At 39.0% G+C, this 20,697-nt stretch carries 22 protein-coding genes; 19 read left to right on the top strand and 3 right to left on the bottom strand.

What is annotated here, in order from left to right; all coding sequences use genetic code 11:
• Together lpxB and hisI are read right to left on the bottom strand one after the other, a co-directional pair.
• Positions 1-1,170, bottom strand: a complete 1,170-nt coding sequence (lpxB, locus tag H3T57_RS04060) for a lipid-A-disaccharide synthase (protein ID WP_232349721.1) — start codon at positions 1,168-1,170, stop codon at positions 1-3.
• Positions 1,170-1,577 carry a phosphoribosyl-AMP cyclohydrolase gene (gene hisI / locus H3T57_RS04055; RefSeq protein WP_198193272.1) on the bottom strand — a complete coding sequence of 136 codons (408 nt, stop codon included), beginning with the start codon at positions 1,575-1,577 and terminating at the stop codon, positions 1,170-1,172. Before hisI ends, lpxB begins: the two co-directional genes overlap by 1 nt.
• A 171-nt stretch (positions 1,578-1,748) precedes the next feature.
• Here hisI and H3T57_RS04050 point away from each other — a divergent pair, with 171 nt between their 5' ends.
• From H3T57_RS04050 to leuB, 17 genes are all read left to right on the top strand, one after another.
• Positions 1,749-2,687 (top strand): glycosyltransferase family 9 protein, encoded by a 939-nt coding sequence (locus H3T57_RS04050; RefSeq protein WP_198193271.1) that lies wholly within the window; start codon positions 1,749-1,751, stop codon positions 2,685-2,687.
• 29 nt (positions 2,688-2,716) lie between these two features.
• Positions 2,717-3,757, top strand: a complete 1,041-nt coding sequence (locus tag H3T57_RS04045; protein ID WP_198193270.1) for a glycosyltransferase — start codon at positions 2,717-2,719, stop codon at positions 3,755-3,757.
• Positions 3,757-5,535: an asparagine synthase (glutamine-hydrolyzing) gene (gene asnB, locus H3T57_RS04040; RefSeq protein WP_198193269.1), complete on the top strand. Its 1,779-nt coding sequence runs from the start codon at positions 3,757-3,759 to the stop codon at positions 5,533-5,535. The genes H3T57_RS04045 and asnB overlap by 1 nt, the downstream gene beginning before the upstream one ends.
• 15 nt (positions 5,536-5,550) lie before the next feature.
• Positions 5,551-6,870 (top strand): dihydroorotase, encoded by a 1,320-nt coding sequence (locus tag H3T57_RS04035; RefSeq protein WP_198193268.1) that lies wholly within the window; start codon positions 5,551-5,553, stop codon positions 6,868-6,870.
• A 42-nt stretch (positions 6,871-6,912) separates the two neighbouring features.
• On the top strand, positions 6,913-7,290 hold the full coding sequence (locus H3T57_RS04030; protein WP_198193267.1) for a hypothetical protein: 378 nt from the start codon (positions 6,913-6,915) through the stop codon (positions 7,288-7,290).
• Positions 7,291-7,340: 50 nt separating this feature from the next.
• On the top strand, positions 7,341-8,024 hold the full coding sequence (locus H3T57_RS04025; RefSeq protein WP_155565325.1) for a tetratricopeptide repeat protein: 684 nt from the start codon (positions 7,341-7,343) through the stop codon (positions 8,022-8,024).
• 2 nt (positions 8,025-8,026) lie between these two features.
• Complete coding sequence (locus H3T57_RS04020) at positions 8,027-9,403, top strand: PQQ-binding-like beta-propeller repeat protein (protein WP_155568001.1); 1,377 nt, start codon at positions 8,027-8,029, stop codon at positions 9,401-9,403.
• A gap of 18 nt (positions 9,404-9,421) precedes the next feature.
• The gene (der, locus tag H3T57_RS04015) at positions 9,422-10,798 is read left to right on the top strand and encodes a ribosome biogenesis GTPase Der (RefSeq protein ID WP_232349761.1); all 1,377 of its coding nucleotides are present in this window, start codon (positions 9,422-9,424) and stop codon (positions 10,796-10,798) included.
• A 145-nt stretch (positions 10,799-10,943) separates the two neighbouring features.
• Positions 10,944-11,495: a Spy/CpxP family protein refolding chaperone gene (locus H3T57_RS04010; RefSeq protein WP_155566700.1), complete on the top strand. Its 552-nt coding sequence runs from the start codon at positions 10,944-10,946 to the stop codon at positions 11,493-11,495.
• Between the two features lie 197 nt (positions 11,496-11,692).
• Complete coding sequence (ffh, locus tag H3T57_RS04005) at positions 11,693-13,081, top strand: signal recognition particle protein (RefSeq protein ID WP_198193265.1); 1,389 nt, start codon at positions 11,693-11,695, stop codon at positions 13,079-13,081.
• Between the two features lie 40 nt (positions 13,082-13,121).
• Positions 13,122-13,481: a 30S ribosomal protein S16 gene (gene rpsP / locus H3T57_RS04000; protein WP_110438903.1), complete on the top strand. Its 360-nt coding sequence runs from the start codon at positions 13,122-13,124 to the stop codon at positions 13,479-13,481.
• 31 nt (positions 13,482-13,512) lie between these two features.
• Entirely contained in the window at positions 13,513-14,070 is a 558-nt protein-coding gene (rimM, locus tag H3T57_RS03995) for a ribosome maturation factor RimM (protein ID WP_198193264.1), read from the top strand.
• Positions 14,054-14,767, top strand: a complete 714-nt coding sequence (trmD, locus tag H3T57_RS03990) for a tRNA (guanosine(37)-N1)-methyltransferase TrmD (protein ID WP_198193263.1) — start codon at positions 14,054-14,056, stop codon at positions 14,765-14,767. The genes rimM and trmD overlap by 17 nt, the downstream gene beginning before the upstream one ends.
• A 27-nt stretch (positions 14,768-14,794) precedes the next feature.
• Positions 14,795-15,181 (top strand): 50S ribosomal protein L19, encoded by a 387-nt coding sequence (rplS, locus tag H3T57_RS03985; protein ID WP_110438906.1) that lies wholly within the window; start codon positions 14,795-14,797, stop codon positions 15,179-15,181.
• 127 nt (positions 15,182-15,308) lie between these two features.
• The gene (gene leuC / locus H3T57_RS03980) at positions 15,309-16,712 is read left to right on the top strand and encodes a 3-isopropylmalate dehydratase large subunit (RefSeq protein WP_198193262.1); all 1,404 of its coding nucleotides are present in this window, start codon (positions 15,309-15,311) and stop codon (positions 16,710-16,712) included.
• Positions 16,712-17,347 (top strand): 3-isopropylmalate dehydratase small subunit, encoded by a 636-nt coding sequence (gene leuD, locus H3T57_RS03975; protein WP_155569147.1) that lies wholly within the window; start codon positions 16,712-16,714, stop codon positions 17,345-17,347. The genes leuC and leuD overlap by 1 nt, the downstream gene beginning before the upstream one ends.
• 317 nt (positions 17,348-17,664) lie before the next feature.
• The gene (leuB, locus tag H3T57_RS03970; RefSeq protein ID WP_198193261.1) at positions 17,665-18,774 is read left to right on the top strand and encodes a 3-isopropylmalate dehydrogenase; all 1,110 of its coding nucleotides are present in this window, start codon (positions 17,665-17,667) and stop codon (positions 18,772-18,774) included.
• A 295-nt stretch (positions 18,775-19,069) separates the two neighbouring features.
• On the opposite strand, the gene rpsU is transcribed toward leuB, so the two are convergent.
• A complete protein-coding gene (rpsU, locus tag H3T57_RS03965; RefSeq protein ID WP_084440514.1) occupies positions 19,070-19,273 on the bottom strand; it encodes a 30S ribosomal protein S21 in 204 nt (67 codons plus the stop codon).
• 164 nt (positions 19,274-19,437) lie between these two features.
• Here rpsU and H3T57_RS03960 point away from each other — a divergent pair, with 164 nt between their 5' ends.
• Complete coding sequence (locus tag H3T57_RS03960; RefSeq protein ID WP_162988571.1) at positions 19,438-19,986, top strand: MarR family winged helix-turn-helix transcriptional regulator; 549 nt, start codon at positions 19,438-19,440, stop codon at positions 19,984-19,986.
• Positions 19,973-20,695, top strand: a complete 723-nt coding sequence (locus tag H3T57_RS03955; RefSeq protein WP_110438910.1) for a response regulator transcription factor — start codon at positions 19,973-19,975, stop codon at positions 20,693-20,695. The genes H3T57_RS03960 and H3T57_RS03955 overlap by 14 nt, the downstream gene beginning before the upstream one ends.
• Positions 20,696-20,697: the final 2 nt, after the last annotated feature.

Raw genomic sequence — 20,697 nt, 5'->3', positions numbered from 1 at the left:
CTATTCATTTTTATTCATTAATTCTAAAATCTCTTTAGCTGCTTCATAAGAGGGTGGTTGATGATGTGGTGCTTTTAAAGTGTTTAGAATTTGAATAAAAGCTTCTTTTTGTTTTTGAACCATATTTTTATCATTTAAAAATTCGATAACCTTCTCAGTCAATTTTACGGGATTACAGTTTTCTTGCAAGAGTTCAGGTACAACCTCTTTTTGGGCTAGAAGATTAACCATTGCTACAAAAGGCACCTGAATCATGTGTCTGGCAATCATTGCCGTGATGGGATGAACCCTATAGGTTACGATCATGGGTATATGGGCCAATGCAAGTTCCAAGGTTGTGGTTCCGGATTTTGTCAGGGCAATTTGTGCTGCTGCGTAGGCACTATATTTATCCTTTTTTTCATGAATAACCAGTGGTTTTACAGGCCAGTCTTCAATGATTCTTTCAACATAATGTCTGGCGAGCGGAGAGGTGGGTAGCACGGCAATAAGTTCTGGTTTTGTTTGTTTTAATAAAATTAAAGTTTTTTTGAATACGGGCATAAGCTTCGGCAATTCTGACCGACGACTGCCAGGCATTAAAAGTAAAATCGGTTGAAGTGGATCTATATGATGTTCAGTGCGAAAATCATCGGCATTTGCATGATGAATTTCTGTCTCGATAATGGGATTGCCAACAAATTGGGCTTTTATTCCATGTTTTAAAAAAAAATTTTCTTCGAAAGGAAAAAGGCAAAGAAGTTTTTCCCATAGTCCAGGAAATTTTTTTACTCTATTTTCATGCCATGCCCAAACCTGGGGCGCAACATAATGAACTCTGGGAATTGATAAAGATTGGACTTTTTTTAATAATCGTAAAGAAAAACCGGGACTATCAATTGTTACAATGATATCTGGATGAATTGTTTCAATATGTTTGACAGCTTGGTTAAGGCGTTTTGACAAGGTCCATATTTTGGGAAGGACTTCAACCAATCCCATCACGGCAAGATCCTGCATGGGAAAAAGGATTTTCATTCCCTGTTCTTGCATTCTTGGCCCCCCAACACCTAAAAACTGCAGATCGGGGTTAAAATGACGCAAAGCTTTAATTAGTTTTGCTCCCAATTCATCACCACTGGTTTCACCAGCCAAGATCCATATTATTGTTGGATTTTCTGATTTGTTCATTATTTATGTTTATTTTGATATAATTTTTCAGGATTAATCAGGGGACGGCTTATTTCATTGATAGATCCGTTTTGCCACGCATTATAGAAGCAACTTTTACGACCGGTATGGCATGCCACGCCTTTCTGATCGACAAAAAGCAGCAGTGTGTCGCCATCACAATCAAAAAGGAAATTCACCAATTTTTGTGTCTGACCTGAAGTCTCACCTTTATGCCATAATTTTTTACGGCTGCGAGAATAATAACAGACCTGACCAGTGGAAATAGTTTCAATAATTGCTTCCTGATTCATCCATGCCATCATTAAAACTTCCTTACTATCAAATTGTTGGGCAATAGCTGGAACCAAACCATCCTGATTGAATTTTATCTTGGCCAATAATTCATTGAAATTGGAACTGTGCATTATAATTTTTTTTCGTTGTTAAAACCATATTGTTAGAATACAGTTTGTTCATTGAGAATATCTATCTTAATTATCATTTAATTAATTAAATGATAAATAGCTTTGAATTAAACTGTTTTAAATTGCCAACTTATATATTATTTAATTTGGATTGAAAGAATAAGGGTTTGCATGACGGTATCTTCAATCAGGAAAATTCTGTTTATCACCTCTACCCGATTGGGAGACGCCGTAATTTCAACCGGAATACTTGATTATTTGTTACAAACCTATCCACAAGCAAAGTTTACAATCGCTTGCGGACCAGTGGCTGCTGGTCTTTTCGATGCAATGCCAAGGCGTGACAAGACATTGGTTATGAATAAATACCGCTTTGATTTTCATTGGTTGTTATTATGGTCACAATGTGCGATGCAATCCTGGGATTTGGTGATTGATCTTCGTGGTTCAGGAATAGGCTATTTTTTAAGAACAAGAAAAAAATGCATTGTACGTGGTGGAAGGATTAAGGAACATCGCGTGCATTATTTGGCCAGGTCATTATCATTGCCCTATACACCTTTACCAGTAGTATGGATTGATGAAAAAAATAAAAAAATGGCTGCAGAAAAATTGCCTGCCAACCATTATATTGCCTTGGCACCAACCGCAAATTGGATTGGCAAGATTTGGCCAATCGAACGGTTTATTCAAGTGGCAAAAAAACTTTTGGTTTATAATAAGGATTATGAATTCGTTCTTTTTTATGGGCCAGGAAGTCAAGAGTTTAATCTTGTGGATCCAATGAAAAGGACCAGTCTGCCAGTTATAGATAGTGGTGGTCAAAATACTTTAACAGAAGTTGCCGCTTTATTATCACGTTGTAAAGGTTTTATAGGTAATGATTCAGGTTTGATGCATTTGGCCGCCGCTTGTCAAATTCCAGTACTTGGTTTGTTTGGACCAAGTAAATTGTCTGAATATGAGCCAGCCGGGAACCATGCTCAAGGGTTGTCAGCGTCGAGTGGAAATGGAGTGGCAAATATGGAAAACTTAACTGTTGATGAAGTTTATAATGCTTTTCAGAATCTTTTGGAAACCTATAATAAACAAGATAGGCAAAATGATTAAAATGTAATTTAGGAATAAGTTTTGTAAATATGAGCAATCCATCAAATTTCCGTATTGCACACATTATGGCGGGAGCGGTTAATGGTGGGGCAGAATTGTTTTTCGAGCGATTATGTATTGCCCAGCATCTTCAAAAATTGTCTGTATTACCTATTATACGGAAAAATTCCGATCGTAAACGGAAATTTACCGAAGTTGGTTTATTCTCCCATGAATTACGATTCGGTGGGTTGTTGGATCTTTCAACGAAGTATGAACTAAAAAGAATTCTAAAGGATTTTTCACCAAGAGTAGCGGTGGCTTGGATGAATAGGGCGGCCTCTTTTATGCCAAGGGGTGATTGGATAAACGTGGGACGTTTAGGCGGGTTTTATGATTTAAAATATTACAGGCAATGTGATCATCTGGTTGGAAATACCAAAGGAATTGTAGAATGGATCAAAAACCAAGGATGGCCGGAAAATCGCGTTCATCATGTTCCCAATTTTGCAAGAACATTTCCCGATGCATGTGCAAGACGTCCCTCTTATATTCCCAATAACGCACCGTTTTTACTGGCGTTGGGTAGACTGCACGTTAATAAAGGATTTGATATTCTTATAAAGGCGATGCCTAATCTTGTAAATACCCATTTGCTTATAGCTGGGGAAGGTGAGGAGCGTCAAAAGCTTGAAAATTTGGCAAGATTCTTAAAGGTTCAAGATCGTGTCCATATGCCTGGATGGATTGGGGATATATCAGGTATTATCCAGGCTTGCGATATTCTGGTTTGCTCCTCTCGTCATGAACCTTTGGGTAATATAGTTCTAGAAGGTTTTTCCGCGACTAAACCGGTGGTTGCATTGGCTGCGCAAGGACCTGTGGAATTGATAGACAATGGGAAAAATGGTCTCCTAACCCCTCTGGAAGATGAAACAGCCTTATCAAAGGCTATCGCGTCCTTGACAAATGATGCGGCATTATCTCAAAGAATTGCAATTGCAGGACGTCAAAAATTCGAAAGGGAATTTAGTCAGGCGACTGTTTTACAAAAATGGTATGAATTTTTAACGAGAATTGAGAAAATCTGATGTGCGGAATAGCAGGAATTGCCTTGAAAGATGGCCACAGCATTTCTGAACATCAAAAAAAGATCTTATTGGAGGCTTTGCATCACCGGGGTCCTGATGGAAACGGATCATGGGAAAATAGTCATGTTGTTTTGTTGCATTCGCGTCTTTCCATTATTGATATAGAAGGGGGAAAACAACCTCTATCCAATGACAGTCAACAGGTTTTGATTGCAAATGGTGAAATATATAACAGTCCCGAATTACGCCATCTTTTTAAGAATTATATTTTTAAAACGGGAAGCGATTGTGAGGTAATCCTTCCCTTATGGCAGAAATTTCATGCCGATTATGTGAATTCCCTACGTGGTATGTATGGAGTTGCCATGGTTGACATAGATGAAAAAACGCTTGTTTTAAGCCGTGATCCCTTTGGTATAAAACCTTTATACTATGCTAGTGTAGAACAGGGTGTTGTATTTGCTTCTGAAGCGCAAGCAATTATCAAGGCAGGTTTTGTTAGGCATGATGATATAAATCAGTCTGCAGTCGATACATTGTTGCAATTGCAATTCATACCGGGCTATAAAACAATCTATAATAATATTTATCGGATTTTACCTGGTGAAACCCTGATAATCCGAAATGGTGAAATTATTCATCGGCAAACACAGTCTTGTTTTCCAAAAACAAGGTCTATGATTACAGATGAGAAAAAAGCTTTAAATCAGCTTGATAGTCTTTTGGAAGATTCGATTCGTATTCATGAACGTTCTGATGTGCCATTCGGACTTTTTCTATCAAGTGGTATCGATAGCTCAATTATATTGAAAATGATGCAGCGTCTGGGACGAATTAATCGTCTTCATGCCTGGACAGCCCGTTTTGAGATAAATAATGATTCTGGCTATGTTAAGGATGAAGCATTACAGGCGGCATCATTGGCAAAGGAAATAGGTATTCAACATCATTGCGTCACCATAAATCAGCAGGATGTTTTCAGACATTTACCTAAAATTATTGCTTGTATGGATGATCCTGTTGCCGATTATGCAATTATCCCAACATGGTTTCTTGCAAATGAGGCCAGATCCATAGTTAAGGTTATTTTATCTGGTGAGGGTGGTGATGAATTATTTGCAGGTTATGGACGATATCGTAAAGCAGCAAAATCTGTTTGGCTAGGCGGTAAAAGACTTTATCGCAAGGGTATTTTTGAACGAGACAATTTTTTCCTTCATTCCGTTTCCAGCGAATGGAAAAATTATTTCAGATTACAATATAAATTGCAGGATAAAAATGATTCACGCCTGAAAAATGCTCAAAAAATTGATATGAATGATTGGTTACCCAATGATCTTCTAATCAAGCTTGATCGTTGTCTCATGGCTCATTCTATTGAGGGAAGAGTCCCATTTCTGGATAAAAAAATTGCAGCATTCGCCTTCAATCTTGAAGATCATTTGAAAATAAGAAATGGCCAAGGGAAATGGATATTACGCAAATGGCTTGAATGGCAGTTTCCTCTAGCACAACCTTTTGCCAAAAAATCTGGATTTAGTGTTCCAATTGGTTTGTGGATCGAACAGCACGCCAATGAATTGGCCCAGGCGGTTTTTTGTCAGACAGATATTGGTAACAAAATTTCCTTATCAAATGTGAGATCTTTATTTGAAAAGGCATCTGGACGCAAGGAACGATTTATGGCTTGGAATATTTTATTTTATGCAATATGGCATCAGGTGCATATTGTTGGGAAAAATCCGCTGGGAAATGTTTTAGAAGTTTTAATGGATTGATAAAGGATTTTGCTTGTGCATTACGATCTGATAATTAAAAATGGTAATTGTGTTTTACCATGGGGACAATATGAAACCGGTATTGGTGTAATCAAAGGGCGTATTCAATCCCTGTCTGTTCAATCAAGTGATGCTGCCGAAAAGATTATTGATGCGAAGGGTCTTTATGTTCTTCCAGGTTTGATGGATTGTCATGTGCATTTTCGCGAACCGGGAAATGATATGGTTGAAACAATTGAAACCGGGACAAAAGCGGCAGCGATGGGTGGATTGACCACTGTTTTTGATATGCCCAATACAAATCCTCCCACAGCGGATAAGGAAATGATCATATGGAAACAAGAAAGGGCAAGGAAGACAAGCTGGGTTAATTTTGGATTTTACGTTGGTGCCACAAGGGAAAATACGCAAAACCTACCCAAGCTCGAAACGATGAAAGGGGTGTGTGGTATCAAGGTTTACGCCGGCTCTTCAACCGGTTCCTTAATGGTGGAAGATGATGAAAGCCTTGAAAATATCATGCGGTATGGTCATCGCCGAGTATGTTATCATGCCGAGGATGAATATCGTTTACAGACTAGGAAAAAGTTATTCTGTGAGGGTATGCCTTATGAAAATCATCGTTTGTGGCGTGATGAGGAATGTGCATTTCTTGGAACACGACGTATCATAAAATTAGCCCGTAAAACAGGTCGACCCGCGCATATCTTGCATACAACGACCCAGGAAGAACTTGAATGGTTGGTTGATTATAAAGATATCGCAACCGTTGAAGTGCTAGGAAATCATCTAACCCAAATCGCACCGGAATGTTATGAACGGTTAGGAGGTTTGGCGGTGATGAATCCTCCTATCCGTGATAAAAGACACTATGATGCGTGCTGGAGAGGGATTGAGAATGGTGTGGTTGATATCGTTTCCTCGGATCATGCGCCCCATGATCCAGAAGCCAAGGCAAAACCATGGCTATGCTGTCCATCAGGAATGCTGGGTGTACAGACTCTCGTGCCACTCATGTTGAATCATGTAAATGAGGGACGATTATCGCTTGGTCGTTTGGTCGATTTAATGGCATCTAATCCGGCAAGAATATATGGCATGCCTACAAAAGGACGAATTCAGGTCGGTTATGATGCGGATTTCACCCTGGTTGATATGAAAACTAATCGTCGTATCACCAATGACTGGATTGTTTCACCGGCAGGTTGGACACCTTATGATCAAATGGAAGTGAAAGGATGGCCTGTTGCAACAATCGTAAAAGGTAAAATCGTGATGCAGGATAATGAAATTTGTGGGAAACCTGACGGAGATTTGGTAGATTTTCTACCATAAGTCTGCATCATATCTAACTTTATCATCGAAAGGAAATATCCGATGAAAAAATTCATTTTGACCGCTATGATTGGATTTTCTCCAATACCCGGCGTGGCTGCTTTTGCACAGGATTGGACTGCATCCTGTGGCAATGAACCCAAGTCACCAGTGATAAACGTAAGCAATGTTACCAAATACAATGCCAGTGTTGAGCAGTTTAATAATTATAACAAGGCTGTTCATGTGTATTATGGATGTATTTCAAAACAGGCGCATGCAAAACAGGTTGCCATTAGCCAAAAAGCAAAAAATGAAATGGAATCGATCCAAAAAGTTAGCGCTGAAATGAATGCTAGAATTACTGCCAACCTTACTAAAATGCGTGCCACGATTGTCGATGGAAGTAAAAAATTAAAAAATGCAACAGGTGGAAAATAAAAAAACTGCCAAATTCAAGTCATAATAAACGCACAAAGGAGAAACTGTAAGTGTCAGAAGACCTGTTTAAAGAAATAGATGAAGAATTACGGACAGAAAAACTGCATTATTTCATGAGACGTTATGCTAAATTGGCAATAGTTGTTATTATTGCTGGTCTGGCCGTATTTGGTCTTTTACAGTTTAATCATTGGCAAAAGCATAAGAAAATTGTAAATGCATCAAATTCTTATATGCAGGTCATGCAAAAAACAGTACAGTTATCTCCTCAATCCAAAGATGATAAGATGGTTGACCAGATCATTGGTGAATTCAACCATATATCCAATCATTCTCCCCAATCTATACGGGCATTGGCACAATTAAAACAAGCATCATTACTACTGGATCAGGGAAAGCTTAAAGAGGCATCCGCAATTTGGGAAGCTTTGAGATTTGATAAAACTGCATCGCCTGATTTTCGTAATCTGGCTAATTTATTGTGGATTGAAAACCATCTTGATAATGTAGATCCAGGTGAATTACATAATCGTATCAGAGAATTGTTGGATCACAAGACTCCCTGGTATGCTTTGGCACGAGAGTGTGAGGCGATTTTGGATCTTAAAACTGGTAAAGTTATAGAGGCGAAACAGGTTTTTGGACGTTTATCTACGGATATGAATGCCAGTCCAGAACTACGGAAAAGGGCAAATGTGATGTTGCAGGTTATTGCAGCGAATAAAAGGGTTTAACGATGCAAGATATTCTACCTATAAAAAAGAAATTTTCACGTCGATCGATTCTTGCGACAACCGCAACTGGAATGGCTTTGGCAGCTTGCGGGCATAAGGATAATAAACCTGTTATTATTGGTAAACGAATAGACGTTTTTAGTACTGGTGCCGGACTGATGGTCGATCATAGTGACAAAACTCCAATCACTATTCCATCACCAGTTATCGACGAGAAATGGATGCTTGAGGGAAGAACGGCTGATCATGCCTCAATTCACAGTGCGATGGGTGGCGTGCATAGAATGTGGAGTTGCAGTATCGGATCAGGAAATTCCGAACCAAGCCCTTTATCCTATATTGCGCTGGGATCAAAAGGCCAGGGTATCATCAATACAACTCCGGTTATAGATGGCAATCATTTTTTCACAATGGATGCTGTGGGTAAGGTAACTGCGTTTGATTGGCAATCACGTAAGTTGCTATGGCGGCTAAATCCCAAAAAGAAAAAATCAAGGTCAAGTAATTTGGGAGGTGGTATTGGATTAACCGAGGATGCTTTATATATTGTGGATGGCGTGGCCGAAACTTTGAGGGTGGATCGGGAAACGGGAAAGGTTGTATGGCGTGTGGATGTTGGTACACCTGGTCGTTCCGCACCAACAATCGTAAACCAGTTATTGTTTTTTGGCACCATTGATGGACGGTTATTTTGTTTGGATACAAAAACGGGAAATCAGTTATGGTCCTATAGTACAGGCAGTGTTCAAACAAAATTATTTGGTCAGCCAGCACCAGCCTATTCAGAAGGCATTCTTGTCGCAGGCTTTGGATCAGGAGATTTGATTGCGTTGCGGGCAAATACCGGGGAGCAGATTTGGACTGATACGCTGGGTCGAAATGGTCGTAATGCTTTTGTGGATTTTGCGGCAATCAGTGCGCTTCCTGTAATTGCTGATGGTACGGTATATGCTATAAGTATCGGTTCAATCTTGGTGGCACTGGATTTAAGGTCTGGTCGACGTATTTGGGAACGTGAAGTTTCAGGTCAAAATTCAATGGTTGTTATTGGCGATTGGTTATTTGTTCTTTCCCTTGATCAGCAACTGGCTTGTCTCGACCGTGTAACGGGTCGGGTTCGTTGGGTCACTCAACTGAGACGTTTCAAGAATATGGAAAAATATAAAGATCCCATTGCTTGGTATGGTCCTGTATTGGCAGGCGGACAACTTATCTGTATCAGTGATTTTAACGATATTGGACTGGTAACCTTCAGTCCGGCATCAGGTAAAATAACCAATATTGTTAAAACAGGTATAACTCCCGCTCTAGCTCCGGTGGTTGTAAATGAGCGTTTGCTGATCCTGGGGCAAGATGGTAAATTAACTGCTTTTGGTTAGGAAATAAAATACGTGACATTGGCTAAACACAAATTGCCTGTTATTGTGATCGCGGGTCGTCCTAATGTCGGTAAATCGACATTATTCAATCGGCTGGCGGGAAGACGCTTTGCAATTGTAAGCGATCAGCCGGGGGTGACACGAGATCGGAAATCAGTTGACATTCTTCTAAACGATCGCCCCGTTACCTTAATTGATACGGCTGGATGGGAAGAGGATGATCCCGAAACTGTTCATGGTCGTATGCGTATATCCTCCGAACGGGCGGTTGATATGGCAGATGTGATTCTTTTTTGTGTTGATGCCAGAATGGGTATAACACCTGTTGATGAACATTTTGCGCAATGGTTGAGAAAACAGGGGCGTAAAATTCTTTTGGTTGTGAATAAGGCCGAAGGTCATTCCGGAAATGTAGCCGCCTTGGAAATGTATAAATTTGGTTTGGGGGAACCCATTCCTGTTTCTGCAGAGCATGGTGAAGGTATCATGGATCTTGTAGACCGGATTGAGGCGGTGCTTCCAATTGAACAGTTCCAGGATAATTCGGCATTAAATATATCATTGGAAAACTCTGAAGATAAACCATTGAGATTGGCAATTGTGGGACGTCCCAATGCCGGCAAATCAACTTTGATCAATCAATTGATAGGGGAGCAGCGTTTAATCACCGGGCCGGAAGCTGGATTAACACGGGATTCAATTTCAGTATCCTTTCACGATGAAAAAGGGGAAATTGAATTGGTTGATACCGCCGGATTGAGGAGAAAAGCCAGAATTGATGAGACACTTGAAAAAATGTCTGTCTCTGCCAGTATTGAAGCCCTTAAAATGGCCGAAGTGGTTGTCTTGGTTATTGATGCTGAATTGGGCATTCATGAACAGGATTTACAAATTGCCCGTCTAATTGAAAGAGAAGGACGCTGTTGCGTTATTGCGCTTAATAAGTGGGATATTTTAAAGGATAGGGTGGCCACCCGCCAGACTATAAGAGATAGAATTGAGATGTCGCTTTCACAAATGCATGGCATTCCTATCATTGCTTTTTCAGCTCTTACAGGTCGAGGGGTTCATAAATTAATACCCGCGGTTCGAAAAGCCTATGATGTTTGGAACAAACGTATTCCGACAGGGGAATTGAACCGTTGGTTTGAAGAGGCTATTTTGAGGCATGCCCCTCCCATGATTGATGGACGCAGATTAAAATTACGTTACATCACGCAGTCCAAGGCCCGACCACCAACCTTCATATTATTTGGAACTAGAACTTCAAAACTTCCCCTGGATTATCAGAGATATTTGATGAACGGTTTGCGTGAAATTTTTGATATGCCTGGAACGCCAATCCGTTTGCAATTCAGAGATAGCAAGAATCCATATATTCATGAAAAACAATGAAACTCAAAAAACACATTTTTAAAATTATTTTGTAATAAATATAAAAAATCTTCATACTTTTGCCTAAAACTTTGATAAAATTGAACTAAGTGATAAAAGAGTCCAAACCTTTTATTGCTTTTCAATAAAGAAAGGATGGCTTTTTATGTTTAATAAGAAAATGTTAACCTCTTTGGTTGTTGCCGGCGGTCTAAGCCTTGGCAGTATGGTATCCGCAATGGCCCAACCTGTTGGAATGACACCTCCACCTCCACCTCCCGGTGGCATATTTGGACCTGCGGTTGGTCCATTGGGATACATGTTCGAAAATCTTAATCTTAGCGCCGAACAACAGGCAAAAGCCAAGGTAATCGTCGATAGTGCTCGATTAAAGGAAGAAACCACTCGTCAGCAAGTTGAGGCTGTACATAGAGATATGGCAAATGCTTTATTGGCACCTGGTAAAGTAACAAAAGGAAATCTTGATCCATTTGTGGATAAATTGGAAAAACTTCACAGAGAAACTGCTGAAAATCATACCAAGACATTACTTGCCCTTCGTAACATTTTGACGCCAGACCAGTTGGTTCAGTTAAAAGCGCGTATCATCAAGATGAAGGACATTCATGGTCAAATGCAGTTATTGCGTGGACAGATGCGTCAAACAGCAACAAATGGAACCGCAGCACCAATGGTTGCGCCTAACCAAGCTCAATAATAATCAATAATTAGCTGAAGCTTTTTATAAGAAGCATGGTGACAGATAGAATTGAACAACATGCTTCTTATTAAACAATTATTCAATTGACAACCAATTAAAAATCAGGTTAATTCTATTTTCTAGATTAAGAAACGTTACCTCACGAAGGCTCGTGCAGTAACGCGTTATTTATTGTGTAAATGTAGGAAAAAAACGTGTTTAACCGTTTATCTGGTAAACTTTCTGGCGTATTTGACGGACTTTCGAAACGGGGGGCATTGTCTCAGGAAGACGTTAATGAGGCCATGCGTGAGATCCGTTTGGCAATGCTTGATGCCGACGTTGCTTTGCCTGTTGTCAAGGAATTTGTTAAAAAGGTTCAGGAAAAATCTGTTGGTCAGGAAGTCTTGCACAATATTTCACCTGGTCAGGCAATTGCCAAAATTGTAAATGATGCATTGATTGATGCATTGGGTGGATCAGGTGCTGTACCTCTTGCATTGAATGCTGCGCCACCTATTCCTTATTTGATGGTGGGTTTGCAAGGATCTGGTAAAACCACGACTTCGGCAAAGATTGCATATTTCCTAAATCGTCGTGAACGCAAGAAAATATTGCTTGCCAGTTTGGATACCTATCGTCCTGCCGCCCAATTGCAATTGCAGCAATTGGCCAATCAGATACGCGTAACTGCATTACCAATTATCGAGGGACAAAATCCATTGCAAATTGCCAAACGGGCCATGGAGATCGGTCGTTTAGAGGGATATGATATTGTTATCCTGGATACAGCTGGACGTTTGGCGATTGATGATGTTTTGATGCAGGAGGTTCAAAATATCAGAGATGCGGTTCAGCCTGTTGAAACCCTTCTTGTCGTTGATGCTATGACAGGGCAAGATGCGGTTAACACAGCCAAGCATTTCAATGAGAAAGTTGGGATTACGGGTGTTGTTATGACCCGTATGGATGGGGATGCACGAGGTGGTGCCGCATTATCAATGCGGGCAATTACTGGCGCCCCAATCAAGCTGGTTGGTATGGGTGAAAAGGTTGATGCGTTACAGGAATTCTATCCCGAACGTGTCGCCAGCCGTATTCTGGGATTGGGAGATATAGCGGGGCTGGTTGAAAAAGCTTCTGAAACTCTCGATACAGAGGAAAATGAACGTCTTGCCAAGAAGATGCTCAAGGGAAAATTTGATTTGAATGATTATTCGACTCAAATTTCACAGATAAATAAAATGGGATCAATTTCCAACATTATGGACATGATCCCAGGTATGGGAAAAGTTAAAGAAAAACTTGGCAATAAAGAGATAGACACCTCGATTCTTAAACGTCATCAGGCCATTATTTCATCAATGACTAAGGCTGAACGCAAAAAGCCTGATATTATTAAGGCATCTCGTAAAAAAAGGATTGCGGCAGGATCGGGGACAACAGTTCAGGAAGTCAATCGGTTGTTAAAACAATATGATCAGATGGCTTCCATGATGAAGCGGTTTAACAAGCTGGGCGTTAAAGGTTTAATGCGACAGGGGTTATCTGCTCTTTTACCTAAAGGAATGACGCCTCCACCTGGTGGTGGGATGATGCGTTAGTTTCTTTCATTAATGGCTAGAATCTGGAGAAAAAGAATCAATGAGCCTTAAAATCCGTTTATCCCGTTCAGGGTCAAAAAAACGTCCATACTATCACATAGTTATTGCTGATAGCCGTTCACCTCGGGATGGACGTTTTATTGAAAAAGTGGGTTCTTATAACCCCATGCTTCCTTCCGATCATGCTGAAAGAGTTCGTTTGTTTAATGAACGGATTAGTTATTGGTTGACAAAAGGGGCACAGGCAACCGATCGTGTAGCACGTTTTTTGGCAAATGCTGGTTTGGCGGAAAAATTTGTCTATAACGAACAGCCTCAGAAGTCTGCGCCGAAGAAAAAGGCCCAGGAACGTGCTGAAGCCGCAGCTAAGAAAAAAGAAGAAGCTGAAGCTGAGGCTTAATTGTTGATTATTGAATAAGGTTGCCCCTTTGATGAAAAAACAGTTGGTTCATGTTGCAACGATCGGTAAACCCCATGGCGTTAACGGGCTGGTAAGGGTTTATTCGTATCTGGAAAAGGCAGCAGATCTACAAAATTACAAGGAACTGATTGATAATCATGGGGAGCGCTGGTCTTTAATCTGGAAAAATGAACCAATTGCCATCCTTTATGATGGAAATAAAAATCCTGTTGATTCCAGAACAAATGCCGAACATCTGACAAACCGTAAGTTATACGTAACAAGAGATTCTTTTTCAAATTTGGAAGAAGAGGAATTCTATTTGGTAGATTTAATTGGTTTGCAGGCTCGTGTTCAGAAAATCAATCAGCAAAAGGAAGCGTTTGGTATCATTGATCATGTCCATGATTATGGTGCGGGTACCAGTCTTGAAATCAAACTGGATTCCAAAGAAATCATTATTGTTCCTTTTACAAAGCAATGTGTACCGGTAATTGATCTTGAAGCGGGATGGGTAAAAATCTGTTTACCTCATTTTATTGAGGTTTCACCTAATGAAGGTAATAAGGGAAATGTGTTGGCAGATTGAATTGTTGACTTTATTTCCTGAGATGTTTCCCGGCTTTTTGGAATTTTCCCTGGCGGGCAAAGCATTAAAAGAGGAAAAATGGACTTTGAAAACGCATGATTTGCGTCAGTTTGGTCATGGCAAACATAAGGCTGTTGATGATACGCCGTTTGGTGGTGGGGCAGGAATGGTTATTCGAGTGGATATCCTTGATGCTGCCTTACAGGCTACTTTACCGCAGGATGATCGTCCAGTTGTTTATTTTTCGCCGCGAGGACGTGTATTGCAACAAAAAGATATTCTGCGGTTTGTATCAGGGAGTGGTTTATATTGTATTTGTGGTCGCTATGAGGGGATTGATGATCGGATATTTCAAAAATATTCAATAGAGGAGATTTCTATTGGAGACTACATTCTTTCTGGTGGTGAGCCTGCCGCACTTGTTTTAATGGATGCCTGCATACGTCTGTTACCTGGTGTTATGGGATCTGATACCAGTGGGGAAGAAGAAAGTTTTTCTGAAGGTCTTTTGGAATATCCGCATTATACGAAACCTGCCAAGTGGCAGGGATATGACGTGCCCGAGATTTTACTTTCAGGACATCATGGGGCAATTGCTGCATGGCGTCAAGAACAGGCTGAAATGGTGACCAGAATGCGCAGACCAGATTTGTGGGACAGTTACCAGCGTAACGGTAACCTTAAAAATAATGACTGAATTTATATATTGTTAAAGGAAAAGATGATGGATATTATTCAAAAATATGAGGTTGACGAAATTGCTCGTTTAACAGCAGATCGTGCCATTCCTGAATTTTTCCCTGGGGATACAGTACGAGTTGATGTTCGTGTTGTTGAAGGGGAACGTAAACGTGTTCAGGCTTATGAGGGTGTCGTAATTGCACGTTCAAATAAGGGACTAAATAGTAATTTTACCGTTCGTAAAATTTCAAATGGTGAAGGAGTGGAACGTGTGTTTCCTCTTTATTCTCCAACAATTTCTGCGATTACGGTTGTCCGTCATGGTCATGTTCGTCGCGCAAAACTATATTATTTGCGTGGTCGTAGCGGTAAGTCAGCCCGTATTGCAGAACGTAATCGCGATGTTAATAAAAAAACAGAATCTGTTTAACAGGTTGAACTGATTTTTTATTTTATATTCTGATAATTTATAAAAATTATCAGAATAAATTATTTTAGTTTCTTGATATTTTGGATATATAAACTTATTGAATATAAAATTTTAAAAGGATAAAAAAATGAAAGCTCGTACTTTGTTTGATAAGTTGTGGGATAGTCACGTGGTAAAACAACTTCCAAATGGTACGGCACTCCTTTATATTGACCGTCACTTAATTCATGAGGTTACTAGCCCGCAGGCATTTGAAGGGTTACGGTTGGCTGGACGTAAAATTCACAGTCCGGAAGCGATGATGGCAGTTATTGATCACAATGTTCCCACAACAGATCGGGATAAACCGATGGAGGAAGGAGAAAGTCGTCATCAGATAGAAGTTTTAGAGAAAAATGTTAGGGAATTTGGTGTTCCATTCATTCCATTAAAATCTGCCCGTCAGGGGATCGTCCATGTTGTTGGACCCGAGGAAGGGATAACATTACCAGGTATGACTATTGTTTGTGGTGACAGTCATACTTCTACCCATGGTGCATTTGGTTCGCTTGCTTTTGGTATCGGAACTTCAGAAGTTGAACATGTGATGGCAACCCAAACTTTGCTACAGAAACCAGCCAAAAATTTTAAGATTAATATTGAAGGTAAATTAAAACCAGGTGTAAGTGCGAAAGATATTATTCTTGCTGTTATAGGAAGAATTGGTACAGCTGGTGGAACAGAACATGTAATAGAATTTACTGGTTCAGCGGTAAGAAATCTTGATATGGCGGGGCGGATGACCTTGTGCAACATGGCTATTGAAGCTGGTGCCAGAGCCGGGATCATAGCACCTGATGAAGTTACTTTTGAATATATTAAGGGGCGTCCATTTGCACCAAAAGGGAAAAATTTTGATGACGCTGTAGCTTACTGGAAAAGTTTGGTTTCTGATGATGGGGCGCATTATGATAAAGTTGTAGATATAGACGTCAACAATCTTGATCCTATGGTAACATGGGGAACAAGTCCAGAAGATGTGATATCTATTAAAGATAAAGTGCCAGATCCAGAAAAATTGAAGGATGAATCTCAACGTAAAAGAAAAAAACGTATGTTGAACTATATGGATCTGAAAGTTGGTCAACCGATTGCCGGTACAAAAATTGATGCTGTTTTTATAGGCTCTTGTACAAATAGTCGTATAGAAGATTTTCGGGCTGCTGCATATATTCTTAAAGGGCATAAAATTGCAGATCATGTCTGGGGACTGGCTGTACCCGGGTCGGGATTAATTAAGAAACAAGCTGAATCCGAAGGATTGGATAAAATATTCAAAGAGGCAGGTTTTGAATGGCGTGAAGCTGGTTGTTCCATGTGTTTGGCAATGAATCCAGATCGTTTGGAACCAGGACAAAGATGTGCTTCCACATCCAATCGTAATTTTGAAGGTCGTCAAGGTCCTGGCAGTAGAACACATTTAGTATCTCCAGCCATGGCTGCCGCTGCTGCAATCAAAGGTGAATTAACGGATGTAAGGGATATGATGTGATGGAAAAATTTGACAGTTTGACAGCAATTGCAGCTCCATTACCCGAAGAAAATATTGATACTGATAAAATAATACCGGCTCGTTTTCTCAAAACGACCAAAAGAAGTGGTTTGGGTAAATTCGCTTTCTATTCTTGGCGTTATGATGATAATGGAAATGAACGAAATGATTTTATACTTAATCGTGACCCGTATCGTCAGGCGAAAATTTTAATCAGTTATGAAAATTTTGGTTGTGGTTCGTCCAGGGAACATGCGCCTTGGGCTTTGCTTGATTTTGGAATACGATGTGTAATTGCACCTTCCTTTGCGGATATTTTTTTTAATAATGCATTTAAAAACGGAATATTGCCGATAAAGGTGTCCAGGGAAATTTGTGAACAATTGGTTGAGGATACCAAAATGGGAGCAAATGCTCGTATAACGGTTGATTTGGTACATCAAGAAATTATACGACCTGATGGTGAAAAAATTAAATTTGAAATTGACCCATTACGCCGTCAATTGCTTTTGGAAGGTTTGGATGATATTGGTCAAACCATGCAACATGTTGAATCAATTAAAAATTTTGAAAAAAACAGAAAGGAAAAGCAACCCTGGTTTCCTGAGATAATAATTGATGAACATAATATATAATTAATTCTATTCATAAATGGTTCATTTATTTAACTGAGCCATTTTTTATATTTAATTAATCACAAAACTAGGCATTAGTCTTTAGATTGAATTATTTTATAAGAAAAAATATTTGTCTAAAATTAATTATACAATTTTTTTGCAAACTCATTCTTAACAATAAAAACCAATGTATAAATCAGGTCAAAAATTATTTTTTCAAAATTAAAGCTTTTTTAATTAGGTTATGTAATAGATAATTACATTTTCTTTGTTAAAACTAATAAAGTTAAAAAAAAACAATATTTTTAATTATTTTTATTATTGCGAGAATTTTTATGACAAAAGAAAAAAAAATTTTGGTTTTGCCAGGGGACGGGATTGGTCCAGAAATCATGGAACAGGCTGTAAAAGTACTTGAGTGGGCAGATAAAAACTCGACGTTATCTTTCAAGCTTGAATATGAAGCGGTTGGAGGTGCATCCATAGATCAAAATGGAATACCATTAACTCAAAAGGTTATTGAAAAAGCAAAAAAAGCTGATGCGGTTCTTTTTGGAGCTGTGGGTGGACCGAAGTGGAATAATATTGATTTTAATAATCGACCTGAATTAGGGATTATTGGTTTACGTAAAGAACTTGGCTTATTTGCCAATTTACGTTCAGCGATTGTTTTTGATTCTCTGATTGAGGCCAGTTCAGTTAAACCTGAGATCATTAAGGGTTTGGATTTAATGATTGTTCGCGAAAGCACAGGAGGCGTTTATTTTGGTTCTCCCAGAGGAATTGAAACATTACCTGACGGAACTCGTAAGGGAATCAATACAGAAGTTTATACAAGTAAAGAAATCGAAAGAATTGCCCGTGTAGCTTTTGAGTTGGCTCGTCAACGCCAAAATCATGTTTGTTCTGTTGATAAATGTAATGTGATGGAAAGCGGTCTTTTATGGAAGGAAGTGGTGACAGAGATTCACCAAAAAGAGTATCCAGATGTCAATTTATCTCATATGTTAGCAGATAATTGTGCAATGCAATTGGTCCGTCAACCCTCACAATTTGATGTTATTCTGACCAGCAATCTTTTTGGGGATATTCTGTCAGATTTGGCTGCAATGCTGACGGGAAGTTTGGGTATGTTGCCTTCAGCTACACTAGGGGAGAAACAGTCAAATGGGGTTATTCCAGCATTGTATGAACCAATTCATGGCAGTGCTCCAGACATAGCTGGACAAGGAAAAGCCAACCCCTTGGCACAAATTCTTTCTTTGGCGATGATGTTGAAATATTCATTTAATGAACAACAAAATTCACGGAAAATCGTAAATGCATGTAAATTGGTATTAAACCAAAATTATCGTACACCGGATATTATGAGTATGGGAAAAAAAGAGGTAAACACGCAAGAGATGGGAAAACTTATTCTTGATCATTTAAATGGAAAAAATTAAAAATATTGAATATAAAGTTTTTAACATAACTTTTGAAAAATTATTATTCATTGGATGAATAAGATCAATTACAACGATATGTAAGGTTATGTTCAGTATAGGAAATGCTGGTAATCAACATTATCAATATAATATTTTGGGCAAATTTAATTCGTATCTAATATTATTTGCTCAATTTAGATTAATGGATTTTTGGTGATAAGAACTGATATTGTAAAATGTAAATTTACTTTAGAATATATCTTATAAAAGAAATATCATTTAATTTCTTTTATAAGAATAAAACTTTTGTGGATTAAAAACCTTCACGTTCCAAACGTTTACGTTCCATTTTACGCGCACGTCTTACAGCTTCTGCAGCCTCACGGGCACGTCGCTCAGAGGGTTTTTCATAATGGCGACGAAGTTTCATTTCACGGAAAATTCCCTCGCGTTGCATTTTCTTTTTTAAAGCTTTCAAAGCTTGATCAACATTATTGTCTCTAACCAAAACCTGCACTTGGTCATCATCTCCTGTTAAAGTTAAAAGTTAAGTAGTAAGGTATATAGTGTATATCAATGTTTATAATTGTTATAAGTTTACCGCAAACATACTCTATTTTATTTAAAAAGAAAATAGATTATTATTGTCTCACGGTTTTCAACTTATATAAAGTTTTTTATTTGTCTCGTTCTATAAATTTTGATTTACCTTTATACAAAGCTGGTGAAGAGTTATTATTTCTGCATGAAGATAAAATTCGATTTATGCAGGATATATTTTTTTTTATCCATCATGAAGCCATGTCTATTGTTGAACCAATATTAGATGAATATAGAATTGGGTTGGCTCATTTTCGATTGATGCAATTTATCTGTCATTATCCTGGGATTTCGGTAGGTGAGCTATGTTCAATGCTTGGAATTACAAAACAAAGTTTGAATCGCGTATTAAGAGAGACGCTTGAACAAGATTTTGTCTATTTTCAGCAAACTCCAACAGATCGCAGGAAAAAAGTGTTATTCTTGACAAAAAAAGGGAAAAAACTAGAGGAGGAACTTTTTAGTCTTCAACGCAAACAATTTGTTCGCGCTTTTAGAGAGGTTTCCAATAATACATATATAGAAGGATTCCAGCGTATATTATATGGTATGATCAGTAAAAAATCCAAAAAAATGCTAGAAAATCTTACCATTCGTAAAATCAAAGATAAAAATAATGTCGGAAAATAACAAATCACCAAACGAAAAAGATATTTTACATATTTTAGTTATCGATGATGATCCGCGTTTACGCCGGTTGTTACAGCGTTATTTAAGTGAAAATGGTTTCCGGATCAGTGGAGCAGAATCAGCATATGAAGCGCGTCAAATGTTAAAGTTTTTGCAACCTGATGCATTGGTACTGGATGTTACAATGCCAGGTGAGGATGGTTTGCAATTGACACATTCCCTTCGGGAGGAAGGCAAGGATATGCCGATCATCCTTTTGACAGCCAGGGGAGAACCGGAAGATCGCATAGCTGGATTGGAAGCTGGTGCAGATGATTATTTGGGAAAACCTTTCGAACCCAAAGAGTTGTTGCTTCGGCTGAAAATTCAGTTTCGTCGATTGACGCAACCCATTGCAGCGGAAAATATACGTTTAATTCGTCTTGGAAATATGGAGTTTGACCCTGTTCGAAATTTGTTATGCGATAAAAATGGCATTATTCATTTAACAGGGGGGGAGATAGCCTTGTTAAGGGTATTGGCGGCGCAACCTAATGAGATTTTATCCCGTGAGGAAATCGTTCAAAAAATTGGAATGGAGGAAATTGGTGAGCGTGCCGTTGATGTTCAAGTAACAAGGTTGCGAAGACGTATTGAGACGGACCCTCGACAACCGCAATTTTTACATACCGTAAGGGGTAAAGGGTATGTTTTAAAACCTGGATATTAAAA

The organism is Commensalibacter sp. W6292M3 (genome assembly GCF_016101315.1).
In the GTDB taxonomy this organism is placed as follows: Bacteria; Pseudomonadota; Alphaproteobacteria; order Acetobacterales; family Acetobacteraceae; genus Commensalibacter; species Commensalibacter melissae.
Note: the sequence above shows the minus strand (reverse complement) of the source record. Positions and strands in the feature narration are given on the sequence as shown.